We start from the raw sequence: 21,059 nt of genomic DNA, 5'->3' as shown, positions 1-21,059 counted from the left end.
TCTCGATAGCGCACGATGGATCTAGATAGACTCAAACGAGCGGTTCAGCGGTTAACTCCGACAGGCGGAACGACAGAGCGCATCGTCAAGAGCGTCATCTGGGTGACCGGCCAGAACGTGATCGGCCGCCTCATCCAGCTCGCAATGTTACTCGTGTTGGCCCGGCTGATCGGGCCCCGCGAGATCGGGTTGGTTGGAATCGCACTGTTGGCGTTGAGCGCGTCACGGAAGTTCACGAACATCGGTCTGAACGCGGCGATCGTCCAGCGGAAGGAGTCGAACGTCGACGGCTACCTCAACACGAACTGGCTGCTCGAGATCGGACGCGGCGCCCTCATCACGGTCGTGCTGTTCGCCAGCGCGCCGCTGATCGCGTCGCTATTCGATACGCCGCGTGCAGAGCCCTTACTACAGGCGATCGGGTTCTCGCCACTCATTCTGGGACTGCGGAACCCGGGCGTCGTCTACTTCCAGAAGAACCTGGAGTTTCACAAGCAGTTCGTCTACCGAATCTCCGGCTCGATCGGATCATTTATCGTCGCCGTCGGGTACGCACTCGTCTGGCCGACCGCGTGGGCCTACGTCGCGGGGTTTCTGACCGCAGACGTCATTCGACTCGTCGTCTCGTATGTGATCCACGACTACCGACCGCGACCGCAGTTCGACCGCGAGGTCGCCGGCGAACTCATCAACTACGGGAAGTGGATAACTGGATCGTCGATTCTGTACTTCATCTACAGTGAGGGCGACGACGCGTTCGTCGGCTGGCTGCTCGGCCCCGTCGCGCTCGGGTGGTACCAGTACGCCTACCGATTCTCGAACGCACCCGCCACAGAGATCTCGCAGGTCGTCTCCTCGGTGATGTTTCCGGCTTTCTCGGAGTATCAGGACAATCCCGAACGCTTGCGGAGCAGTTTCCTCAAGACGGTGCAACTGGTCTCGCTCGTGACGTTCCCGATGGCGATCGGGATCGCGGTCGTCACTCCGACCTTCGTTCGGGGCTTCCTCGGCAGCGACTGGACGGGTATGATAACGGCGATGCAGATACTCACGCTGTTCGGCCTGTTTCGCTCGCTTGGGAAGGTGTTCGGCGCCTTCTGGAAGGCGATCGGGCGCCCCGACTACATCACGAAACTCTCGGTGCTCCGCGTCGCGTTGCTCGCCCTTCTCATTTATCCGGCGACGTCGACGCTGGGGATCACCGGAACGGCGCTTCTCACCACCGGCATCTTCGTCTTCCCGATGATGCCGATCGACCTCTACATCATCACCCGGTCGGTTGGAACGAGCTACTCCGCGCTCCTCTCGGAGTTGGTCTACCCGCTGGCCGCCAGCGCGATAATGGGTGCGATCGTCTGGTACGTGAATCTCGTGCTCGAGATACCGCCGATCGCCGAGTTCGTCGTGCTCGTCGGTCTCGGCGCGGTAATCTACGGAGTCGTGACGCTCATCTTCACCCAGCAGTTCGGCTGGGACATCGATAAGAACGTGCGAGAACTGATGTCGACGCTCTGAGTGCGCCGTGGGCGATCGGAACAGGAAAAACGACTACTCGGCCTCGACCCCAACGTCGTACACGCCCGCTTCGACCATCGCTTCGAGCGGATTGTCGTCGATGTCCAGCGGGAGATCGACGCGTCCCTGTCGACGGGCCGACTCCCACGACGCGAAGGCCAGTTCCGTCGCTCTGAGCGAGACGGCACCTCGGATCGACGGCTCCCTACCTTCGAGAAGCGACTCGATCACCTCGTCGATCGAGCGCTCGTGAAAGCTGGGTTTGTCGAGTCGACTCTCGTCGACGACCGGTACCCGCTCGAAGAGTTTCTGCACGCCAGCCCTCGCAAGCCCGGTCTTGGGCCCGTAGATCGTCTCGGAGGTGTCGACGGTTTTCCACGCCGAGTCGCCGGTCCGGTACCGCAAGTCGGGCCCGTCTTCGACGCCGAGTTCGATGACGCCGTCACTCCCCACGAGACGGAGGTAGCACCCGACGACGTCGGCACCGAGCCCGTCGGCTTCGCCCGTGATAGCGAGTCCGGTGACGCCGTCCTCGTACTGCCACTGCGCGAGCCCCTGGTTCTCGTTGTGCGTCCCGAACCACAGGTTCTCCTCGCGGTAATCGACGTTGGCTAGGACCCACTTCACGGGCGTCCCGTCGGTGTAGAAACCACAGAGGTCGAACAGGTGAACGCCGGCGTCGAGGAGGTTCGCTTCGCCCCACTCCAACCGTTCGAGGTCGCCGATCTCACTGCGGTCGAGCAGTGCCTTCGCTTTCAGGAACGGCCCCCCGAACCGACGCTGGTGATTGATCGTGAACTGAACGTCGTTTCGGTCACAGGCCTCGACCATCCGCTGGCAGTCGCCCCAGGTCGTCGCCATCGGCTTCTCACAGTGGACGGCGTCCGGCGTCCCGCTCTCGGCGCAGCCGACGACGATGTCGGCATGTACTGAGGGGGGCGTACAGACGCTCACGACGTCGATGTCGAGTTCTTCCAGCATCGTCTCGTAGTCCTCGTAGACGTTGGCTTTCGGAACGTCGAATCGATTGGCGAACGCCAGGGCATTTTCTGGGACGATGTCCGCACAGGCCACGAGGTCGACGTCGTCGCGTCGCTCGTATCCAGGCGCGTGTCGATACGCCATCGCGTACCCGGTCCGATCCCGCTGTTCGGGGTCCTCGCCGGTCCCGATGACGGCGGCGTTGAGTACCATACGAGATGGGATTTCGCTGGCCGCGTCAATACTATACTCTCCGTACCGTGCGTTATGAGTCGCCTACGGTCGTTCGAGTACGAGGACCGGATCTGGCCCACCGGTTACCGCGACACCTGATGGTCCATCGTCGACTTGTACAGTAGATTTGCAAGTCATCACGCACCCGATCACACGCCGTCGTACGATCGAGTGTGCACTCATAGGGATTATCGTAACTGTTCGGAGATTCTCGCCGTACTGTCCGGCGAGACATCTATGCGGACGTACGATAATCCCTATCAGTTGCAAATGCTACTGTAGAGCCGCCGGGTACGCAACGACAGATCGGACCAATCGAGCCGCGTGCTCGCCTCGTAATTCCCCTCGCCCATCGTTCGGAGATCGGCATCCAGAGCGTCAGCGAGCGCCGCCCGCAGCCCATCAGTTTCGTCGGGATCGTAGCGGACGTTCCACCGCGGGTCGAGTCGCTCGCCGACGCAACCGCGGTTCGGTGCGACGACCGGGTTTCCGAACGACATCGCGAGGATGGCCGCCCCGGAGGTGAGCACCTCTTCGTAGGGGAGAACCACGGCGTCCGCCGCGTTCATATACCGCTGGATCTCGTCGTCGGGGACGAATTCCAGAACCGCACGTGCCCGGTCGTCGGCCGCGACGCGGTCGCGGACCGTGGCAGCCAGCTCGTCACTCCAGGGATTGCCGACCACTAACAGCCGGGCGTCCGGGGCGTCGAGTTCGCGGAACGTGTCGACGAGTTCCGGGACGTTCTTGTACGGCCGGATGAGGCCGAAGTACAGGAAGACCGTATCCTCGGGTCCATAGCCGAGATCTGCTCGCGCGTCCGCGCGGTCTATCTCGTTCGGGTAACTGTCGAGGTAATTGCCGTGTGGGACCGCCCGGACGTCCGGCCGGTCGTCGGCCGAGAGGTCGAACAATTCCATCACTGTCCCGCGGGCGCCGTCACAGTGGACGATAATTCCATCGATGAGCCGAGTGGCAAGTCGTTTCGTGAGTAGTTCGACGCGGGGCGAGCGTCGGGCGTGTTCGCCCAGGTTGTGAACTGTCCACACTACCCGGACGCCCGACAGCCGGAGCACGAGGAGTTCGACGAGGAGCCGAACGCCCAACAGCGCAGTGAGCCAGGACTGCTCCGTCACGAACGACTTGCTCAGCCAGTGAAGATGAACGACGTCAGGGCGTCCGTGTTCGCGTACCGCAGGGAGAAGCGAGACGTATTGTCCGTAGCCCGACATTTCCACGGCGACGCCGTGAGACTGGAGGCCGTCACGTAACTCTCGCTGATATGGGTTCGAATCGGTCGAATCGGGGTACATCAGCACCGACAACTCGGAACCATTCTCGTCTGCGAGCGCAGCTGTGTCAGCACTCGAACGGGCGGCCGACGCGGCGGTCGGCCCCCCAGGGGGTTCACGTTTGGCCATACTAGCCTTTCATAGACTCCTATGACGGACAACGTGGGCCGTCGGGTAAAGTAGTTATCCGCTTACTGTCGACAGCGACGGGACGGGCACAGCTCAGTCCCCCTCGTCACCGTTCACAGATAGTATCGCGGATATAACGAAGTGCTTTCGAAGGGCGTCTCTGGTATGGGCTTCCACCATCAGACGATCGACGCCGACCCGCCGTGCGGCCGCCTGGGGTCGTGTGAAGTAACAGATCTCACAGGAAACGGTCGTCCGGACGTGGTCGTGACCGGAATGGGCGCGGTTCCGACCATATCTATCGCTGACAAAGAGATCAACGTCCGGAAACTGCCGGTACTCGGTGAGTTGTACGCGCGCACAGAGACGTACGCGTTCTGGTACGAGAACCCAGGATGGGAGCGCCACGACATCACCTCGGAGTCGAATCTCCATCTCGATGTGGGGGCGACGCTCTACGACATCGACGGCGACGGTCGGACGGACCTCCTTGCGGGTCAGGGGTACGCACACAACGACGTCTACTGGTTTCAACAGCCCGCCGATCCCCGAGACGAGTGGACGAAACGCCTCGTCACGGACCGCTTCCAGAAGTACCACGATCTCGCCGTCGGCGACGTGGACAACGACGGAGCGCCCGAACTCGTCGGGCTCTCACAGAGATCCGCGTCGGTGTTCTACTACGACATCCCGGACGATCCGACGGTCGAGCCGTGGCCGGACGACCACTGTACGGTCGTCGACGACGACAACGCGGTCGAAGGGATCTACATCGGCGACGTCGACGGTGACGGCGCGAACGAACTCCTCGCTGGAACCTCGCTCTATCGGCTAGAAGACGGACGCTGGACGCGCGAACAGTTCGCCGCCGGCTGGGACGACGTGCGCGTCGCCGTCGGCGACGTCGACGGCGACGGGCGTCCGGAGGTCGTCCTCAGCGAGGGCGACTCGCCGAAGTACGGGACGCACCCCGGGCGTGTGGGGTGGTTCGACCCACACACCTGGGAGGAGCACGTCGTCGCCGAGGGGCTCTACTGCCCGCACAGTCTTCAGCTCGCGGACTTTACCGGCGACGGCACCCAGGATATTTTCGTCGGCGAGATGGGCCTCGGCGAGAACGACTTGCCGACGCATTACGTGTTCAGCCACGTCGGCGACGGGAAGTTCGAGAGCCAGACTGTTTCCCAGGGGATTCCGACCCACGAGGCGAAGGCCGTCGACCTCGACGGAGACGGACGGGTGGACGTCGTCGGGAAGTCCTACGAACCGAACGCTCGGGTCGACGCGTGGCTGAATCCGGTCGAAGCGGACGTCGAGGAGACAGAGCGAGCAGATTCGACGTCTCGGCAGTCGGCGACGGACTGATACTGTCGGGCGACAGTTCGTGAATGATGTTGGCATCCACGGGGTGCCGATGCGTTGCACATCGTTTGTCCGACAATACGAGATCGAATCCGCGCGCTAGAGCCCGACGACCTCGAACCCGGCGTCGACCCACCGATCGGCGTCCAGCAGAGCGAGCGGGTCGACGACGAGCCGTTTTTCGAGGAGCTCCCCGACTCGTTCGGGATCTAGATCGGTGAACTGGTCGTGTGATGCTGCGATCACCGCGGCGTCAGCGCCGTCGAGTGCCTCCGCCTGTGACTGCAGCGCGAGCGTCGGGTCCGTCGCGACCGGGTCGTGGAGGCGTACGTCGAGGTTGTCGCCGCCGTCCGGGAGAGGCCGTTCCGAGCGCGTGTGGCCGGCGAGTCGGCGAGCGATGGCCAGCCCCGGGCTGTTTCGCGTGTCACTGACGTTCCCCTTGTACGTCACGCCCAGGACGGCGATCGTCGCTCCCCGTACGGTGCCGAGTGCGTCTTCCAGACGAGTGATGACGTAGTCGGGCATCCGGTCGTTGACGCGTCGGGCGCAGTCGATGAGCGTCGTCTCCTCGGAGTCCTGCCCGAGGAAGAGCGGATCGACCGGGAGACAGTGCCCGCCGACGCCGGGGCCGGGGTCGAGGATGTCGACGCGGGGGTGGTTGTTCGAGAGGTCGATCGCGGTCCGCACGTCGACGCCGTAGTCCGCGGCGACGAGCGCGAGCATATTGGCGTAGGCGATGTTCACGTCCCGGTGGGCGTTCTGCACGAGTTTGACGAACTCCGCGGTCGTGGCGTCCGGTGCGGTGTGGACCGCACCGTCGATGACGTCCTCGTACAGTGCAGCGATGGTGGCGGTCGAGTCGTCGCCGACGCCGCCGACGATACGGTCGTTCGTCCGAATCTCCGTCACCGTGTTCCCCGGCATCACAGTCTCCGGCGTGTACCCGAGTTCGAAGTCGACCCCGGGAGAGAGATCCGAGTCAGAGAGGATCGGGGCCAGCGTCTTCTGGGTCGTCCCCGGCGGGACGGTCGATTCGAGTACGACGACGTCGTCGGGTTCGAGCACGTCCGCGATCGCTGCGCTGGCCTGCTCGACGTACGTCAGATTCGCCCGGCCCGCCTCGTAGTCGTAGGGGGTCGGCACACAAATGAAGTGAACGTCCGCAGAGACCGGCCGGTCGCTGGCCGTCAGGCCGGACGAGAGGGCGTCCAGCACGTACGTCTCGAACTCGGGGTCCGATATCGACGGCTCGCCGGTTCGAATCGCCTCGATGACGCCGTCGTCGACGTCGTAGCCAGTCACGTCGTGTCCGTTGTTCGCAAAGAGAGAAGCCGTCGCCAAACCGACGTAGCCGAGACCGTGTACACAGAGATTCATACTCCCCACCTGTGCGGATACGGGCTTTGTTATGCAGAACTTGCAGGTCGAACACAGGACAGAGCGCCCGCAGAACGTGGAAGGCAGTCACTGCTCCCGCTCAGGCGGGTGCGCGCTCCCCACACGGCGGCCGTGGGACGTGCCGCACGCGACGTCCAGAGCGTTGCCGGGGCCACCCGAACCGAAACCGGAGCATAACAAAAGGACGTCAGAGCCCCGAATCAGGTATGCAAGCAGTCGTGCTCGCTGCCGGAAGGGGGACCCGCCTCCGTCCACTGACGGAGAACAAACCGAAAGGACTCGTCGAAGTCGACGGGAAACCGATTCTGACCCACTGTTTCGAACAGCTGACCGACCTGGGCGCAAAGGAACTGCTCGTCGTGGTCGGCTATCGCGCCGAGGACATCGTCGAGTACTACGGCGAGGAGTTCGCCGACGTGCCGATCCAGTACGCACACCAAGAACAACAACTCGGACTCGCACACGCGCTCAATACGGTCGAAGACCAGATCACGGACGACTTTATGCTGATGCTCGGTGACAACGTCTTTCGAGCCAACCTCGAAGACGTGGTCCGCCGGCAGCGCGAGAGCCGCGTCGACGCCGCCTTCCTCGTCGAAGAAGTGCCCCAAGAGGAGGCATCCCGCTACGGCGTCTGCAACACGAACGACTACGGAAAGATCGTCGAGGTCGTCGAGAAACCGGACGATCCGCCGACGAACCTGGTAATGACAGGGTTCTATACCTTCTCGCCGGCGATCTTCCACGCGACGCGACTCGTCCAGCCCTCCGATCGCGGCGAGTACGAACTCTCGGACGCGATCGACTTGCTCATACAGTCCGGACGGACGATCGACGCGGTCGAACTCGAAGGATGGCGGATCGACGTGGGCTACCCCGAAGATCGGGCTGAAGCCGAACGGCGGCTACGAAACGCGGAGGAGGAAGCTGCGTCACACGTGTGACACGAATCGCGGAATAACGGGAAATATATAAACTAGGTCACGCAAGCATCGATGACGATTGGATGAAACGAGCACAACCAGACGGTATTTCTGACTCTGCGACGGCGAGTAGCGGTACGACGTTCGATTTCGATCCAGGACGGGAAACCATCGTCGTCGACGTCGTCGAGGCGGTTTCGGCGATCGCAGGTGTAGAGGCACAACAGTTCGAACCGCGATTGTACGAGGCAATCGACCCCGACGCTCTTACACGATTAATCCAATCAGGCGGCGACGGGGTTAGCGTGTCGTTCGAGTTAGGTGAGTATCAGGTTACTGTCCGAGGGCGCGGGGAGATCGAAGTCGCAGACCTGTAACCAGCGGTATATTTATTACCATCTTCTTGCAACGTAGTTACGAATGTCAGACTGGTTTACTGAAGAGGAGATGGACCGAATGGCTCGATTCGCACAGTCGTCGGGCTACGCTCGTGATCCGACGATGCTGCTCCCGGAAGAGGCTGAATCGGACGAAGACGGCGAACAACAAGAGTAGTGAGCCATCGGGTCACGGTCACGACACGAACGCGACAAGCGAGTAACGAGGGCATTCCTCGGCTCGACTGAGAATATTTCTCACCACGCGCGTCGAAGCCCTCGGTCCGCACGCGTTGGCTACTCGTCGAGCAGCCCTTGCTCTTCGATCTCGTCCCAGAGTGCCTGGCCGTCGTCGGTAATACCGTACACGCGCCCTTTGCGGCGCTCTTCGGAGACTAACAGATCGACGAAACCGCGCTCACGGAGACTCGTCAGCGCATGGGAGACCGAAGCGATACCGATGTCCTCGTCGTCGGCGATCTGTGAAGGCGTCGCTGGCCCCTCGGCGAGCCGGGACAGCACCGCGACGCGGTACTGTGAACTGATCACGAATCCGATGTGGTCCCACGTGTCTGTCATCGTTGCTCATTCATATTCGACCGGGATGCGCGCGCCGTTGGTCATCGCTCGCTCGTTGTACACGTAGTGGACTCCGCTGACGACCACGAGACCGATCAAGATAGCAATGCCGACGTACTGTGGCGACAGGAAGGGTATGTCGACGGCAATCGAGAAAACGTATACGAGAAGTCCAACCAAAGCGACGCCCGCGTACACGAGTTGCCACGGGAATGGTTCGCTTTCTTCCTCGAAGTACTGTGCAAGTTCGTCGACGTGCCGTGTGGGCGAGACGATGCCCGTTTCCGAGTCGTACTCTACGACACCGGCCTCCGAGAGTTTCGGGATATGTGTCTGGTACAATGAAACGTAGGTTCGCTTTCGCTGCTGTGCGGACAACTCGTCGGGTCGGATCTCGTTCTCCTCGGCGGCGAGTTCCTCGGCGAGGTCGCTCAGCTCGATTCCCTCGCGATCGCTCTGGAGCCGGCGAAGCACGAACCGCCGGCGGGCGTTGCTCAGCAGGTCGAACGCGGTGTCCTGCGACAGCGTATGGGGTTCGTTGGGTGACATCAGAATCTCGCGACGACGGGGAGGTGGTATTTCTTTCCAGAGGTATCTGCTTTGTTAGGTGTATGTTATGCGACGGTTGGATGATCCTACCCCTCGTAGTCTGGACATTACTTTGCTCGTGTGTGGGCCACCTTCACCGAATGCAACAGGGGTGCCACCAACTGGTCGGTCGTCCGCGCTGGCGGCCGAATCCGTGGCGACGAGTCGAACCGACACATCGACGACGAGTCGAATCCTGTTCGGAGGAGGACTCTCGGCACTGTGCGAAGAACGACCAGAGCAGCGGGCAGCGGAACCGGAACTGGAAGGTCAGGGACCGACGGGAGCAGACGTAACGATGTGGCCGTGGGAACACGCCGCCGTCGGCTATCTCGTCTACTCGATCGTGGTTCACGTCCTCCGCGGCCGTTCACCGACGGGACGCGAAGCGATCGTCGTCGCGCTCGCGTCGCAGTTTCCCGACGTCGTCGACAAGCCGCTCAGTTGGGAGCTCGGCATCGTGAGCACCGGCTACGGCGCTGCCCACTCGGTTCTCTTCGCGGTTCCGTTGTCGATTGGCGCCGTCTACGTGGCCCACGTCTACGACCGCGGCCATCTCGGGGCGGCGTTCGCGATCGGCTATCTGTGTCACCTACCGGGAGATCTCCTCCTCGGGTACCTGAACCAGGGACGAATTCCCATCGAGAACGTCCTCTGGCCGGTTCGCATCGCTGACCCGGTGGGGGAGACCCCGGAAGGCGGATTCATCACGACGTTCCAGGAGTATCTCAGCGGCTACGTCGGCGAGATTCTCGCCGGAACCCCCGAAACGGCGACGCTCATCGGATTCACCACCCTCACAGGGTGTTTCGTCGTCTGGCTCCTCGACGGGGCACCTGGCGTCCGCGAAGTGTTCGGTGCACTGACGTCACACTGATTTGGACGCCGTCGATCCGCTCGGGGCTGCGTTGAAACCGGTGGCGTCCGCAACCGCGCCTGACTAACGGCCGGTTTCGACAGCGCAGAGAGTTTTTGTCCGGACGTATCTCGATATGAGAGAGGTAACGCAGCACCGATCCAGGGTCACGGCTACGGTGGGGCCGCGTGGCCGGTAGGCAAGTACGTATCATCGGACGTGCGCGATCGACGGGATCGTTCGCCGACTCGAACAACGCGGGTCATACCGATCAGTTCCGCAGAATGCCCTAATTGCCGCACTGAGGACAGTTTATAAAACCATATAGCAGTCTTAGGAACGTCATAATACAGGATTATTCGCCAAAAGCGTCGTATGGTTTTAATATCCTCCTTCTAAATTATGAGCCTGTCATACGACAAACAGCAACTGATTGTGGCCGAATGAGCCGGGGCCTACCGCCCACGGCATCCGGTCACAAATAAGACATACCGAGGCTATGCAAGGATTTACCAGGGGAGACGGGGCGCGCTCGTGCGGTGATGAGCTACTAGCGCGAGGAACGCCAGTCGTGACGCAGTGCAGTTCCCGAATCTGGGGTGGCCCGCCGAGGGACGCTGGCCCGAATAGAGACAGCCCGTATCGCAGCGAGGCAGTTACGCCGAGCTTGAACGAGACAACATCCGAAGATACCAGATCTGACAGCGCCACAGAGTGCGATGCGCTCTCTGGGCATCCGTCGCCACTACCGAACAAACCATGAGCGTGTCCAAACAAGACCACAAAGAGCAATCGAGTTCCGACACAGAATCGTCGCAGACCACCGACGCGGAGGAGTCCCAGCCGCCCGAGCCATCGCTGGACGTCGTCTTCGACGTCCTCCGAAATCGTCGCCGACGGCTCGTGATGAAAGCACTCGAGGAACGCGACGGCTCGACGACTCTCAGCGATCTCGCCGAACACATCGGGGGCATCGAGAACGACAAGCCGCCGCAGGCACTCAACGCCCAGGAACGAAAACGCGTCTACGTCGGCCTGTATCAGTGCCACCTCCCCAAGATGGACGACGCCGACGCGATCGAGTTCGACAAGAACCGCGGAACGGTTGAACGTGGCGAGATGGGGGACAGATATCACGAGTACCTGCAACGAGACGTCGACGCCAAGTCCGGCTGGCCGATTTACTACGGTGGCGTCTCCGCAGTGGCAGCCGTTTCCTACGCCACTGTGGTCATCCTTGCCGGCCCGCAACCGATCGTCGCGATGGGGGCGCTGGTGCTCATCGGTGCACTCGCAGCGTACCACTGGTCCAGTTCGTCCGAGTGACACTCTGTCGCAGTACGTTAGGCGCCTTCTGACGCCAGAAGACGGGACGTACGGGGGTATCTCGAACCCTGCACTGCCAGCCGTTAGTCAGTTTCTGCAACGGTTGTGTCATCATAACAAAGCACATAAGAGTGTGAGATAGGGCAGGTCGTTCCGGCCCCGCTCGGGACGGCTCTGATCACTTATGACCCGACGAAATAGATCCGAGGAGCCGCGATCGTACCGCGTCGATATACCCGATCGAGCGAGGCGGTAGCGATGTGTGGGATCATCGCCCGCGCCGGCTTCGGTGACGCCATCGACGAGCTCGTTTCTGGCCTCCAGAACCTGGAATACCGGGGGTACGACTCCGCAGGTGTCGCCGTCCGAGACGAGAGCGGCGGGATCTCCGTGTGCAAACGCGAAGGCGAGACTGACGCCCTGGAAGCCGCCCTCGAGGATCGTCGACTCGGCGGCGCTGTCGGCATCGGTCACACGCGCTGGAGTACCCACGGTGCGCCGTCCGATGCCAACGCGCACCCGCACACCGACGACACGAACCGCGTCGCAGTCGTCCACAACGGTATCATTCGAAACCACGACGCCCTCCGAAGCGAACTCCGCGATGCCGGACACGAGTTCACGAGCGAGACCGACACGGAGGTCATTCCCCACCTCGTCGCGGCGGCGCTCGAAGACGGCGCTGACCCGGAAGCGGCGTTCCACGAGGCGACGGGGCGGCTGGCGGGAAGCTACGCGATCGCGATGATCGTAGACGGCGAGAACACTATCTATGCGACCCGCAACGGGTCCCCGCTCGTTCTCGGCATCGGCGAGAACGCGAACTACCTCGCCAGCGACGTTCCCGCGTTCCTCGAATTCACAGACCGCGTGATCTACCTCGAAGACGACGACGTGGTCGCGCTCGATGCCGACGGTTATCAGATCACCGACCAAGACGGAACGCCCGTCGATCGAACGGTCGAGACTGTCGAGTGGAGTGCCGGCGACGCTCGCAAGGGCGTGTACAATCACTTTATGCGAAAAGAGATCGACGAGCAGCCGGTCTCGCTCCGACAGACAGTCGACGGGCGGATCGAAGACGGCCGGAGCGTACTCGAAGAGTTCCCGCCGGAGTACCTCGACGACGTATCCGACGTCGTCTTCGTTGCCTGCGGGACCTCATATCACGCTGCGATGTACGGGAGCACGCTGCTTCGCCGGCGCGGGATCCAGGCGACCGCGCTGCGCGCCAACGAGTTCGCCCACGATCCGATGCCGGTGACAGATCGGACCCTCGTGGTCGCCGTGACCCAGAGCGGTGAAACGGCGGACACGCTGGCGTCGTTGCGTGCGGCGAAGGAGTCGCCGGCGCGGACGCTGGCAGTCACGAACGTCGTCGGATCGAGTGCTGCACGCGAGGCCGACGACGCGTTGTTCATCCGGGCCGGTCCGGAGATCGGCGTCGCCGCGACGAAGACGTTCTCCTCGCAGGTCGCTGCACTCGCACTCCTCGCTGACCACCTCGAAACCGGGCGGACGGCCCAGTCTGAGGGCCGCGAGGTGTGGCCGGATACCGCCGACGCGACGGCTGACGGCGGTGTTGACGGAGCTCAACTCGACGAACTCGGGACGCTCCCGGACGCAGTCGAGGCCGTCGTCAGCGACGGAAGTGCAGCGCGGTTGGCTACCCAGTACGCGGAGGCGGAGTCGTACTTCTTCATCGGTCGCGGTGTCGGCTACCCCGTCGCGCTCGAAGGCGCACTCAAGTTCAAAGAGATCACCTACGAGCACGCCGAGGGGTTCGCGGCGGGCGAGCTGAAACACGGCCCGCTCGCGCTCGTGACGCCGGCTACCGTCGTCGTGGCCGTGTTCACCGGCCGGAACGACGAGCGAACGCTACACAACATCCGGGAGGCCCAGAGCCGTGGCGCGCCGGTGATCGGAGTCGGCCCCGCGTCGGCGACCGAGGTGCGACAGACCGTCGACGACTACCTCGAGTTCCCCGACGTGAATCCGAACCTCGCCGGCGTCCTGGCGAACGTGCACCTCCAGTTGCTCGCCTATCACGCCGCCGAGATCCGTGATCGGGCGATCGACAAACCACGGAATCTGGCCAAGAGCGTCACCGTAGAGTAACAGACCGAATCTGTCGGTCGGGTGGGATCCATCCAACGCGTGCTGTTTCTATACGAGAGTAGCGTGCGCACAGAATACAGAGCCGATCGCACGGCTTCGTGCGTTCGGGTGAGTAAAGACTCGCAAGCGCTATGCAGTTGCTGTCGCTCGACGTCGATCAGGAATTGGAAAGTAAGAGGATCAGAGTCAGGGCCTGCGGGCGTGTCGCGCTGGAGGGCCGAATAGCGGACGTGTGTGCAGCGGGAAGTTAGGGCGACCCGCGGGCAGGCCACTTGACCCGAGTGGCGCCGGTCTCGTCGCTCTCCTCGCGCAGCGCCGCCTCGCCGACGGCCAACTGCGTCCGCGTGAGGCAGTTCAGACACCCGTGAACGGTGTTATCGAAACCGAACACGCGTACGAACTGTTTGCTGACAGCCGCACCGCAGCGTTCACAGCGCCGATTCGAGTTCGTCGAGGTGGTCCGTTCTGACATACAGGCTGGGATTGCCTAACATCATCTTGGTTATATGGGAGATAATCACTCGGGACCGGACAGTATATCAGGCCAATATGCACGTCGATGTCGTCGTGGGGTGTAGTAAGCGACAAACCCGTGCTAACAGGATCATAACGAAGGGGTTGGCGGGTCCTCCTCCAAGTGCCCGGACACCCGACGGTTGCCCCCACCCCCCTTCACTGGCCCCCACACAGACGTCGGGTCTCGGGCGATTTTTACACGCTCTAGCGGACAGTACACTCATAGGGATTATCGCAACTGTTCGGAGATTCTCGCCGTACTGTCCGGCGAGACATCTATAGTAGCGTTTGCAAGTCTTCACGCATCTAATCGCACGCAGTCGTGCGATTGGCTGTGTAATCAGTTGCAAACGCTACTATATGAGGACGTACGATAATCTCTATCAATTAGCCGGTTACACCGAGTCGCCGGTCAGTCGATCGACGGTTACGGTGCCGTCGCTGCTGACAGTCACTGGATGTCCGGCGTAGGTGAACGAGATGCGGACCGGCTGATCAGCTCCCGGTCCCGAAAAGAGTCGGTCGAGGGCGTCGGCGTCGACCGCGTCCCCTAGTGCGGGGAGATCTGTCGGTTCGCAGCGGATCGCATCACTGAGAGATTCCACGACAGCGATAGACGGCGAGACGTGGCTCCACTCGTGCTGGTAGACGGCCCGCTCCTGATCGTCGGTCATCGGGACCACCTCTCTGAGGGGCGGTAGTGAGTCGTGCAGTGGCCGGAAGAGTTGGCGAGGTAGATCATCATCACGGCAGTTCGTCGTTCTCGTTGTTTGCAGTTGCGGTTTTGAGCCGAAGAGATAGTCACAAAACCAAAATATGAGAAAGCCGCAGCGTGACATCCGCGGTGTCGTATCGGAAAGCCACAGTAGCCGTCTCCGTCAACTGCGGCAACTCTGTGAAAACAAACGATCCGGTCGTAAATGGTACCTACGCGGTGTTAATCAACCATATGAGTCGGCTTGGAGAGAGTTTGTTGCGCGTAGATTGCGCCTACTAATGACGTTCAATCGAAAAGAACGTAGCGAGGATATGTACCCGACAACGTGTTTCTCGGAGCGAATCGACGGCATCCGACGACTCGAACCGAAAGGCACGGTGCCCGAAGACAACTTCGGACCCGTCCACGGTGGGACCAAGGATGAACCCTGACGACGACGAGGGCGGGTTCGCGACCGCCGAAGCCCTCAGACTGCTGGCGGGCGACGAACGGCGCCACATCCTCAAGGAACTCCTAGAACGTGGTCCCGGCGAGAGAGTGGACCTCCTGGAAGCGGAGACGCTTCGTGAGATCGCCGAGCAGACGAGGAGAGAGACGGCAGACACCGGCGCGAACGCCAACGTCGATATCGAGCGACTGGAAGTCGAGTTACGACACAATCACCTTCCTCGATTAGCGGATCAAAACATCATCGAGTGGGACGAGACGTCCGGGTCGATCACACGGGGATCTAACTTCGAGAGAGTCAGACCGTTCATCGAGCGACTCGACGAATACAGCGACGAGCTCCCCGACGACTGGTGATCTCGAACCGATCAAACTATTGTAGCGGTTGCAGGTCTTCACGCACTCAATCGAACGACGGCGTGCGATCGGTGCGCGATCAGTTGCAAACGCTACGATAGTCGTCTCACACTCGGCGAGTGGCAACTATCTGTACGAGTTATTCGATACGCCTTATGTGAGAAAAGAAATTACTATAAAAATATATATTTAATATAATAATAAACTTATTTTGTAATAAAAAATCTTGAGGAAAGATATTATAAATAGCTAGATCAAATAATGTTTTGCGCACTTTGAGGTCACAATCGACTTCTCTCACAAGATTTTTGCAGTATATACAGAGATATTATACCGGTAGTGACAGTGATTTTATTGATTTTATAATTGTTGTGTTTTTGTATTTGACGCCAATAAGTATATTTATTTGATACATTTTGCGAGATGGGGAAAACCGCCCGAGCGGTCTGGCCAAAGCAGAATAACGACCGTACGACTGTTATACAGACCGCATATTCATTAAAAAAGAATCGAATAAGCGAACTCCGGTCGCGAAGTTGCCGTAGGACTGCGGTTTGCACGCCGTCACCTCGGAGAAGAAGAGTGAACAAAAATACAAGATATTTTCAAAAATTGACGATATTAGCACAGATGCTCATATAATATTCCATTATAGGCCAATGGCGGCGGATAGCGCGACAGACGGCGATTTCGATCGGATCTGGAACGCGACTGGCGAACACAGAACGTTCGATTGTGCCAAACTATTAAGAGGTCGTCGTGAGAAATGTAACCAATGTCACAGCGCGACCACCCAACAGTGCAGACGACGCAGACGTCGTTAGATATCCTCTCGACGATCCAGGAGTTGGACGGGGCGCGAACGACCGACATCGTCGCTGAACACGACGTTGCCAAGAGTACGGCACACAAACACCTGACCACATTAGAGCGCGCCGGCTATCTCCGCAAGGACGGCGAGATCTATCACATCGGATTCAAGTTCCTGAACCTCGGCGAGTACGCCCGCGAGCGGTGGTCGTGGTTCGCGCCGGTCAAAGCAGCCGTCGAGGAGTTGGCAGATCGGACCGAAGAGGAGTGTGACTTCGTCGTCGACGATCACGGGCGCGTCATAACGATCTCGGAGTCCTACCACAAGTGGGCGAAATACGGGGCCGGGGACGGATCGAAACGCTACCGGGCGAACATCGGCACGTACTATCCGATGCACGCGACCGGATCAGGGCTCGCGATCCTCGCCTCCTACCCGCGGGAGCGAGTTGAGACGATCATCGACGAGTGGGGTTTGTCGGCACCCACAGAGCACACGATCACCTCCCGACGCGAACTATTCGCCGAACTCGACCGAATCCAAGAGCGCGGCTACTCGATCGGGGACCGGTACTACGCCGAGGGGCTCAGAAGCGTCGGGAAGGCAGTCACCGGTGCAGACGGCACCGTTTTGGGCGCACTCAGCGTGTCGGGCCCGACGTATCGGATCGACGGCTCGGTACTCGATACGGAGATTCCCCGCGCACTTGCGACCGTCGTGGACTCCCTCGAATCGGAACTGGCGGAAACGGTCCCCTAACATACCGCGCACGGAAACTCATCGGGAAGAGTCGGACCGGAACGGCTCGGCCGAAAGCTTTTGGTATGTGATCACACACGTTTCGATCGTATGTATGTAGCTGTACGTGCACAATCCGGAAATCGATGCAGCGTCGAGAGCATCGAGCGGCCGAAAGCCGATTTGACTCACACTGTCAGGTGTCGGCGGGAGGGACCGAAATCGACGGAGACCCCGCAAGGATCGAGGGTACCTATGTTGCGGGCGGACTGTCAGCGGCCCGCGCTCCGACGCCGAGTATCTCTCCCCCGTGCGCTCTCGTGAGTATGTCTGAAAGTGAAGAACAGCGCGCCATCCGACAGCGACACCGGGAGGCGCACACCGAAGCGCTCCTCACGGTCGAAATCGGGCCGTGGATCGACGGGGAGACGAGAGAACGCGACGAGCGCGTGGCGACGCGCGATCCGGTGATCGACGAGGCGATCGTCGACGTGCCGGCCTGTGATGCGGAGACCGTCGACCACGCGGTCGACGCGGCGTGGCAGGCCTACGAACGCGAGTGGAGTGAGAGCACACCTTCGGAGCGCTCTCGGCGACTCTCCGAGTGGGCCGACGTGCTGGACGACCGACTCGACGAACTGACGCGGCTCGAATCGCTCGATACGGGAAAACCGCTGGCCGACGCGAGGAGCGAAGTCGAGGGCGCCATAGCCACGATACGATACTACGCCTCCGTCGTCAGGGCTCAGACCGGCGAGCAGATCCCCGTCGATCGACAGTTACACCTGTACACTCGCAGCGAACCGTACGGGGTCGTCGGGCAGGTGACGCCGTGGAACTTCCCGGCGTGGGCCGCGGCCTGGAAACTCGCTCCGGCCCTCGCTGCGGGCAACTGTGCCGTTCTCAAACCATCGGTGCACGCCCCGCTGAGCACCCTTCGAATGGTGCAACTCTCGAAGGGAATTCTCCCCGACGGGGTCGTGAACGTCGTCACCGGGCGGGGGTCGACGACCGGTTCTCACCTCGTCGAGCACGGCGACGTTCGAAAGGTCTCTTTCACGGGGAGCGAAGGGATCGGAGCCGAGGTGATGCGTGCTGCCGCCGGACGGATCGCACCGGTGACTCTCGAACTCGGCGGGAAGTCGCCGCTCGTCGTCTTCCCCGACGCCGACCTCGAAACGGCCGTCGACGCCGCCGCCGACGGCGTCTACTACAGTAGCGGCGAGATCTGTGACGCGCTTTCGCGGGTGCTCGTCCACGAGGAGATCCACGACGAGTTCGTCGGCCGGTTCGTCGAGCGCTCACGGGAGTACGTTCTGGGCGATCCCTTAGAGGAGTCCACGACGATGGGGCCGCTGACGACCGCCGAGCAGTTCGAGACGGTCGTGGAGTACATCGAGACGGGAAAAACCGAAGGCGCATCCCTCGCGGTCGGTGGCGGACAGCCCGACGACCCGGCGCTTGGGGACGGACACTACGTCGAACCGACGGCGTTCACGGACGTCGACAACGGGATGCAAATCGCACGCGAGGAGATTTTCGGCCCCGTACAGACTGTCCAGTCGTTCGAGACCTACGAGGAGGCCATCGACCTCGCCAACGACACCGAGTATGGACTCGCCGCCGGAATCGCAACGGAGTCGACCGACCGCGTCCACGCGGCGGCCGCAGACGTCGATGCGGGCGTCGTCTACGTCAACGGCTACGGTCCGATCCGACCCGAGGGACCCTACGGCGGGTTCAAGCGGTCCGGAATCGGCAGAGACCTGGGAGAAGAGGCGATCGAACACTACCGGCAGACCAAGACGGTGTACGTCAATCTCGACGATCCGTCGCGGTGACCGCCGAAACAAGATACCAACAATGCTAGACTACGATTTCAGCGGACAGGTCGCGTTCGTCACGGGTGCGGCCCGTGGACAGGGACGCTCACACGCAGTCGCGTACGCAGAACACGGCGCAGACGTCGTCGTCACGGACATCTGTGAGACCCTCGAAACATCAGACTACGAACTCGCGTCAAGAGGCGATCTCGACAAGACGGCCGAACTGGTCGAAGAGACCGGACAGGACGCGCTCAGAATCGAGATGGACGTCCGCGACGAGGCGCAGGTACAGGCCGCCGTCGAACAGACGCTCGAGGAGTTCGGCCGGATCGACATCCTCGCGAACAACGCGGGGATCTGGAATCTCGAATATCTCCACGAGATGAGCGAACAGACGTGGGACGAGATGATCGATACGGATCTGAAAGGCGTCTGGCTCTGCTCGAAGCACGTCGCCCAGCATATGATCGAGCGTGGCGAGGGCGGGAAGATCGTAAGCACCGCCTCGACGGCTGGACACGGCGCGAGCTATCGCGGCGGTCACTACACGGCCGCGAAACACGGTGTGGTCGGTCTGACGCGGTCGTTCGCTATCGAACTCGGCGAGTACGGCATCAACGTCAACTGCGTCTCACCGACCGGGATCGACTCCCCGATGACGAACGGCCTGATCGAGAAGTACGGCGAGGAGGCGATCGGAGAGTTGAACGAGTACACCGGCAGTTGGAACGTGATGGACGACGGGCCGGTCACGCCCCAAGACGTGACCGAAGCCTATCTGTGGCTCTCTAGCGACGCCGCACGCTACGTCACGGGGACGGCGCTGGCGGTCGACGCTGGTCTGATGGCAAAGTAACGAGGCCTCTCGCAACGAAGCGGTCTCATCCCCAGCAATTTTTTCCGTGAGAAGCGAGATAGTTCGATGGGATCGACAATGAGTGTCATTAACACGCTCAAAGAGAAGCTCAATCAAGAGACATCCACGGACGAGGACGCTGGAATGGAAAAGCCGCAGGGTGTGACCAGGCTGTTCTTCGCGACAGACGTCCACGGGTCGACCGCGTGCTGGAAGAAATTCATCAACAGCGCGGATTTTTACGACGCGGACGTGCTGGTCCTCGGTGGCGACACGACCGGGAAGGCGATTTTCCCGATCGTCGACGAGGGCGACCGCTACACCTACACGCGACAGGGTGACGAGCACACGATCACCGAGGAGAGCGAACTCGAAGATCTATTGGAGTCGCTTGAGAACACGGGCTATTATCCGTACGTGATGGATCAAGCGGAGTATGAACAGCTCCAGAGCGCCGACGATGACGAGCGACAAAACGAGATCTTCCTCTCGGAGATGAAAGCGCGAATCGAAGAGTGGATCGACTTCGCGGAGGCACGATTGGACGACACACCTGTGTACGCCTGTCCGGGCAACGACGACCCCATCGAGATCGATCAGGTGTGGGAATCCGCGAGCTGTATCGAACTCGTCGAGGGCGACGTCGTCGAGATCGGGGACCGATACGAGATGGCCAGTTCCGGGTGGACCCATCCGACGCCCTGGGACACCGACCGAGAGGAGTCCGAAGACGAACTCCGCGAGCGCTTAGAGGCCGTCGTGGGGCAGGTCGACGACTACGAGCACGCGATTTTCAACTTCCACGAGCCCCCGTACGATTCACAGTTAGACGAGGCACCAGAGTTAGACGAGGACCTCCGGCCGAAGTTCGGTGCACAGTCGACCGAGCCGGTCGGGAGCGAAGCCGTCCGCGAAGTCATCGAGGAGTACCAGCCGCCGCTGTCGCTACACGGGCACATCCACGAGTCACGCGGACAGACCGAAATCGGCGAGACGACGGCGATCAACCCGGGGAGCGTCTACTCCGAAGGCTCGCTCCAGGGGGCCGTCGTCGATTTGGGTTCGGACGTCGACGTCGTCGGGCTCGTTCGGGGATAAGTTTACGTTGCTTG

21 protein-coding genes are annotated in these 21,059 nt (G+C 61.2%); 14 read left to right on the top strand and 7 right to left on the bottom strand.

Features of this window, described 5'->3' with window-relative positions; translation table 11 throughout:
• Nucleotides 1–15: 15 nt before the first annotated feature.
• Nucleotides 16–1,515 carry a lipopolysaccharide biosynthesis protein gene (locus D3D02_RS08685; protein WP_121569588.1) on the top strand — a complete coding sequence of 500 codons (1,500 nt, stop codon included), beginning with the start codon at nt 16–18 and terminating at the stop codon, nt 1,513–1,515.
• Between the two features lie 33 nt (nt 1,516–1,548).
• Here D3D02_RS08685 and D3D02_RS08680 read toward each other — a convergent pair whose 3' ends face one another.
• Nucleotides 1,549–2,709 carry a Gfo/Idh/MocA family protein gene (locus D3D02_RS08680; protein ID WP_233560622.1) on the bottom strand — a complete coding sequence of 387 codons (1,161 nt, stop codon included), beginning with the start codon at nt 2,707–2,709 and terminating at the stop codon, nt 1,549–1,551.
• 281 nt (nt 2,710–2,990) lie between these two features.
• Nucleotides 2,991–4,151, bottom strand: a complete 1,161-nt coding sequence (locus D3D02_RS08675; protein ID WP_121569587.1) for a glycosyltransferase — start codon at nt 4,149–4,151, stop codon at nt 2,991–2,993.
• Nucleotides 4,152–4,292: 141 nt separating this feature from the next.
• Here D3D02_RS08675 and D3D02_RS08670 point away from each other — a divergent pair, with 141 nt between their 5' ends.
• Complete coding sequence (locus D3D02_RS08670; protein WP_342764609.1) at nt 4,293–5,516, top strand: VCBS repeat-containing protein; 1,224 nt, start codon at nt 4,293–4,295, stop codon at nt 5,514–5,516.
• A gap of 96 nt (nt 5,517–5,612) precedes the next feature.
• Here the strand turns inward: D3D02_RS08670 and D3D02_RS08665 are convergent, their stop codons facing one another.
• Complete coding sequence (locus D3D02_RS08665) at nt 5,613–6,890, bottom strand: nucleotide sugar dehydrogenase (RefSeq protein WP_121569585.1); 1,278 nt, start codon at nt 6,888–6,890, stop codon at nt 5,613–5,615.
• A 227-nt stretch (nt 6,891–7,117) separates the two neighbouring features.
• On the opposite strand from D3D02_RS08665, the gene aglF reads away from it, so the two are divergent.
• The 3 genes from aglF (at nt 7,118) to D3D02_RS21495 (ending at nt 8,389) form a co-directional block, all read left to right on the top strand.
• Entirely contained in the window at nt 7,118–7,855 is a 738-nt protein-coding gene (gene aglF / locus D3D02_RS08660) for a UTP--glucose-1-phosphate uridylyltransferase AglF (RefSeq protein WP_121569584.1), read from the top strand.
• Between the two features lie 62 nt (nt 7,856–7,917).
• The gene (locus tag D3D02_RS08655) at nt 7,918–8,211 is read left to right on the top strand and encodes a HalOD1 output domain-containing protein (RefSeq protein ID WP_158547651.1); all 294 of its coding nucleotides are present in this window, start codon (nt 7,918–7,920) and stop codon (nt 8,209–8,211) included.
• Between the two features lie 43 nt (nt 8,212–8,254).
• Nucleotides 8,255–8,389 carry a hypothetical protein gene (locus D3D02_RS21495; protein ID WP_255410154.1) on the top strand — a complete coding sequence of 45 codons (135 nt, stop codon included), beginning with the start codon at nt 8,255–8,257 and terminating at the stop codon, nt 8,387–8,389.
• Between the two features lie 119 nt (nt 8,390–8,508).
• Here the strand turns inward: D3D02_RS21495 and D3D02_RS08650 are convergent, their stop codons facing one another.
• Complete coding sequence (locus D3D02_RS08650) at nt 8,509–8,790, bottom strand: helix-turn-helix transcriptional regulator (protein ID WP_121569583.1); 282 nt, start codon at nt 8,788–8,790, stop codon at nt 8,509–8,511.
• Nucleotides 8,791–8,796: 6 nt separating this feature from the next.
• Complete coding sequence (locus D3D02_RS08645; RefSeq protein WP_121569582.1) at nt 8,797–9,339, bottom strand: hypothetical protein; 543 nt, start codon at nt 9,337–9,339, stop codon at nt 8,797–8,799.
• A gap of 193 nt (nt 9,340–9,532) precedes the next feature.
• Between D3D02_RS08645 and D3D02_RS08640 the strand changes: the two genes are divergently transcribed.
• The 3 genes from D3D02_RS08640 (at nt 9,533) to glmS (ending at nt 13,678) form a co-directional block, all read left to right on the top strand.
• The gene (locus tag D3D02_RS08640; protein ID WP_158599335.1) at nt 9,533–10,255 is read left to right on the top strand and encodes a metal-dependent hydrolase; all 723 of its coding nucleotides are present in this window, start codon (nt 9,533–9,535) and stop codon (nt 10,253–10,255) included.
• 744 nt (nt 10,256–10,999) lie between these two features.
• A complete protein-coding gene (locus tag D3D02_RS08635; RefSeq protein ID WP_147435590.1) occupies nt 11,000–11,560 on the top strand; it encodes a hypothetical protein in 561 nt (186 codons plus the stop codon).
• Nucleotides 11,561–11,818: 258 nt separating this feature from the next.
• A complete protein-coding gene (glmS, locus tag D3D02_RS08630; RefSeq protein WP_121569579.1) occupies nt 11,819–13,678 on the top strand; it encodes a glutamine--fructose-6-phosphate transaminase (isomerizing) in 1,860 nt (619 codons plus the stop codon).
• A 247-nt stretch (nt 13,679–13,925) separates the two neighbouring features.
• On the opposite strand, the gene D3D02_RS08625 is transcribed toward glmS, so the two are convergent.
• A complete protein-coding gene (locus D3D02_RS08625; protein WP_121569578.1) occupies nt 13,926–14,150 on the bottom strand; it encodes a hypothetical protein in 225 nt (74 codons plus the stop codon).
• Between the two features lie 439 nt (nt 14,151–14,589).
• Nucleotides 14,590–14,868 (bottom strand): HalOD1 output domain-containing protein, encoded by a 279-nt coding sequence (locus tag D3D02_RS08620; RefSeq protein WP_121569782.1) that lies wholly within the window; start codon nt 14,866–14,868, stop codon nt 14,590–14,592.
• A gap of 322 nt (nt 14,869–15,190) precedes the next feature.
• Here D3D02_RS08620 and D3D02_RS20615 point away from each other — a divergent pair, with 322 nt between their 5' ends.
• The 6 genes from D3D02_RS20615 (at nt 15,191) to D3D02_RS08595 (ending at nt 21,045) form a co-directional block, all read left to right on the top strand.
• Entirely contained in the window at nt 15,191–15,343 is a 153-nt protein-coding gene (locus D3D02_RS20615; protein WP_158599334.1) for a hypothetical protein, read from the top strand.
• Entirely contained in the window at nt 15,333–15,716 is a 384-nt protein-coding gene (locus D3D02_RS08615; RefSeq protein WP_121569577.1) for a hypothetical protein, read from the top strand. Before D3D02_RS20615 ends, D3D02_RS08615 begins: the two co-directional genes overlap by 11 nt.
• A gap of 775 nt (nt 15,717–16,491) precedes the next feature.
• Entirely contained in the window at nt 16,492–17,286 is a 795-nt protein-coding gene (locus D3D02_RS08610; protein ID WP_121569576.1) for an IclR family transcriptional regulator, read from the top strand.
• A 305-nt stretch (nt 17,287–17,591) separates the two neighbouring features.
• Nucleotides 17,592–19,106, top strand: coding sequence for an aldehyde dehydrogenase (locus D3D02_RS08605; protein WP_121569575.1), 1,515 nt, complete (start codon nt 17,592–17,594; stop codon nt 19,104–19,106).
• 22 nt (nt 19,107–19,128) lie between these two features.
• Nucleotides 19,129–19,947 (top strand): mycofactocin-coupled SDR family oxidoreductase, encoded by an 819-nt coding sequence (locus tag D3D02_RS08600; RefSeq protein WP_121569574.1) that lies wholly within the window; start codon nt 19,129–19,131, stop codon nt 19,945–19,947.
• A 78-nt stretch (nt 19,948–20,025) separates the two neighbouring features.
• On the top strand, nt 20,026–21,045 hold the full coding sequence (locus D3D02_RS08595; RefSeq protein WP_158599333.1) for a metallophosphoesterase: 1,020 nt from the start codon (nt 20,026–20,028) through the stop codon (nt 21,043–21,045).
• The last annotated feature ends 14 nt before the right edge of the window (nt 21,046–21,059 follow it).

Origin of the sequence: Halobellus sp. Atlit-38R, assembly GCF_003665925.1 — an archaeon.
GTDB classification, from domain to species: domain Archaea; phylum Halobacteriota; class Halobacteria; order Halobacteriales; family Haloferacaceae; genus Haloquadratum; species Haloquadratum inordinatus.
The sequence above is the reverse complement of the archived record's forward strand: the minus strand, read 5'-3'. Positions and strand labels throughout refer to the sequence as shown.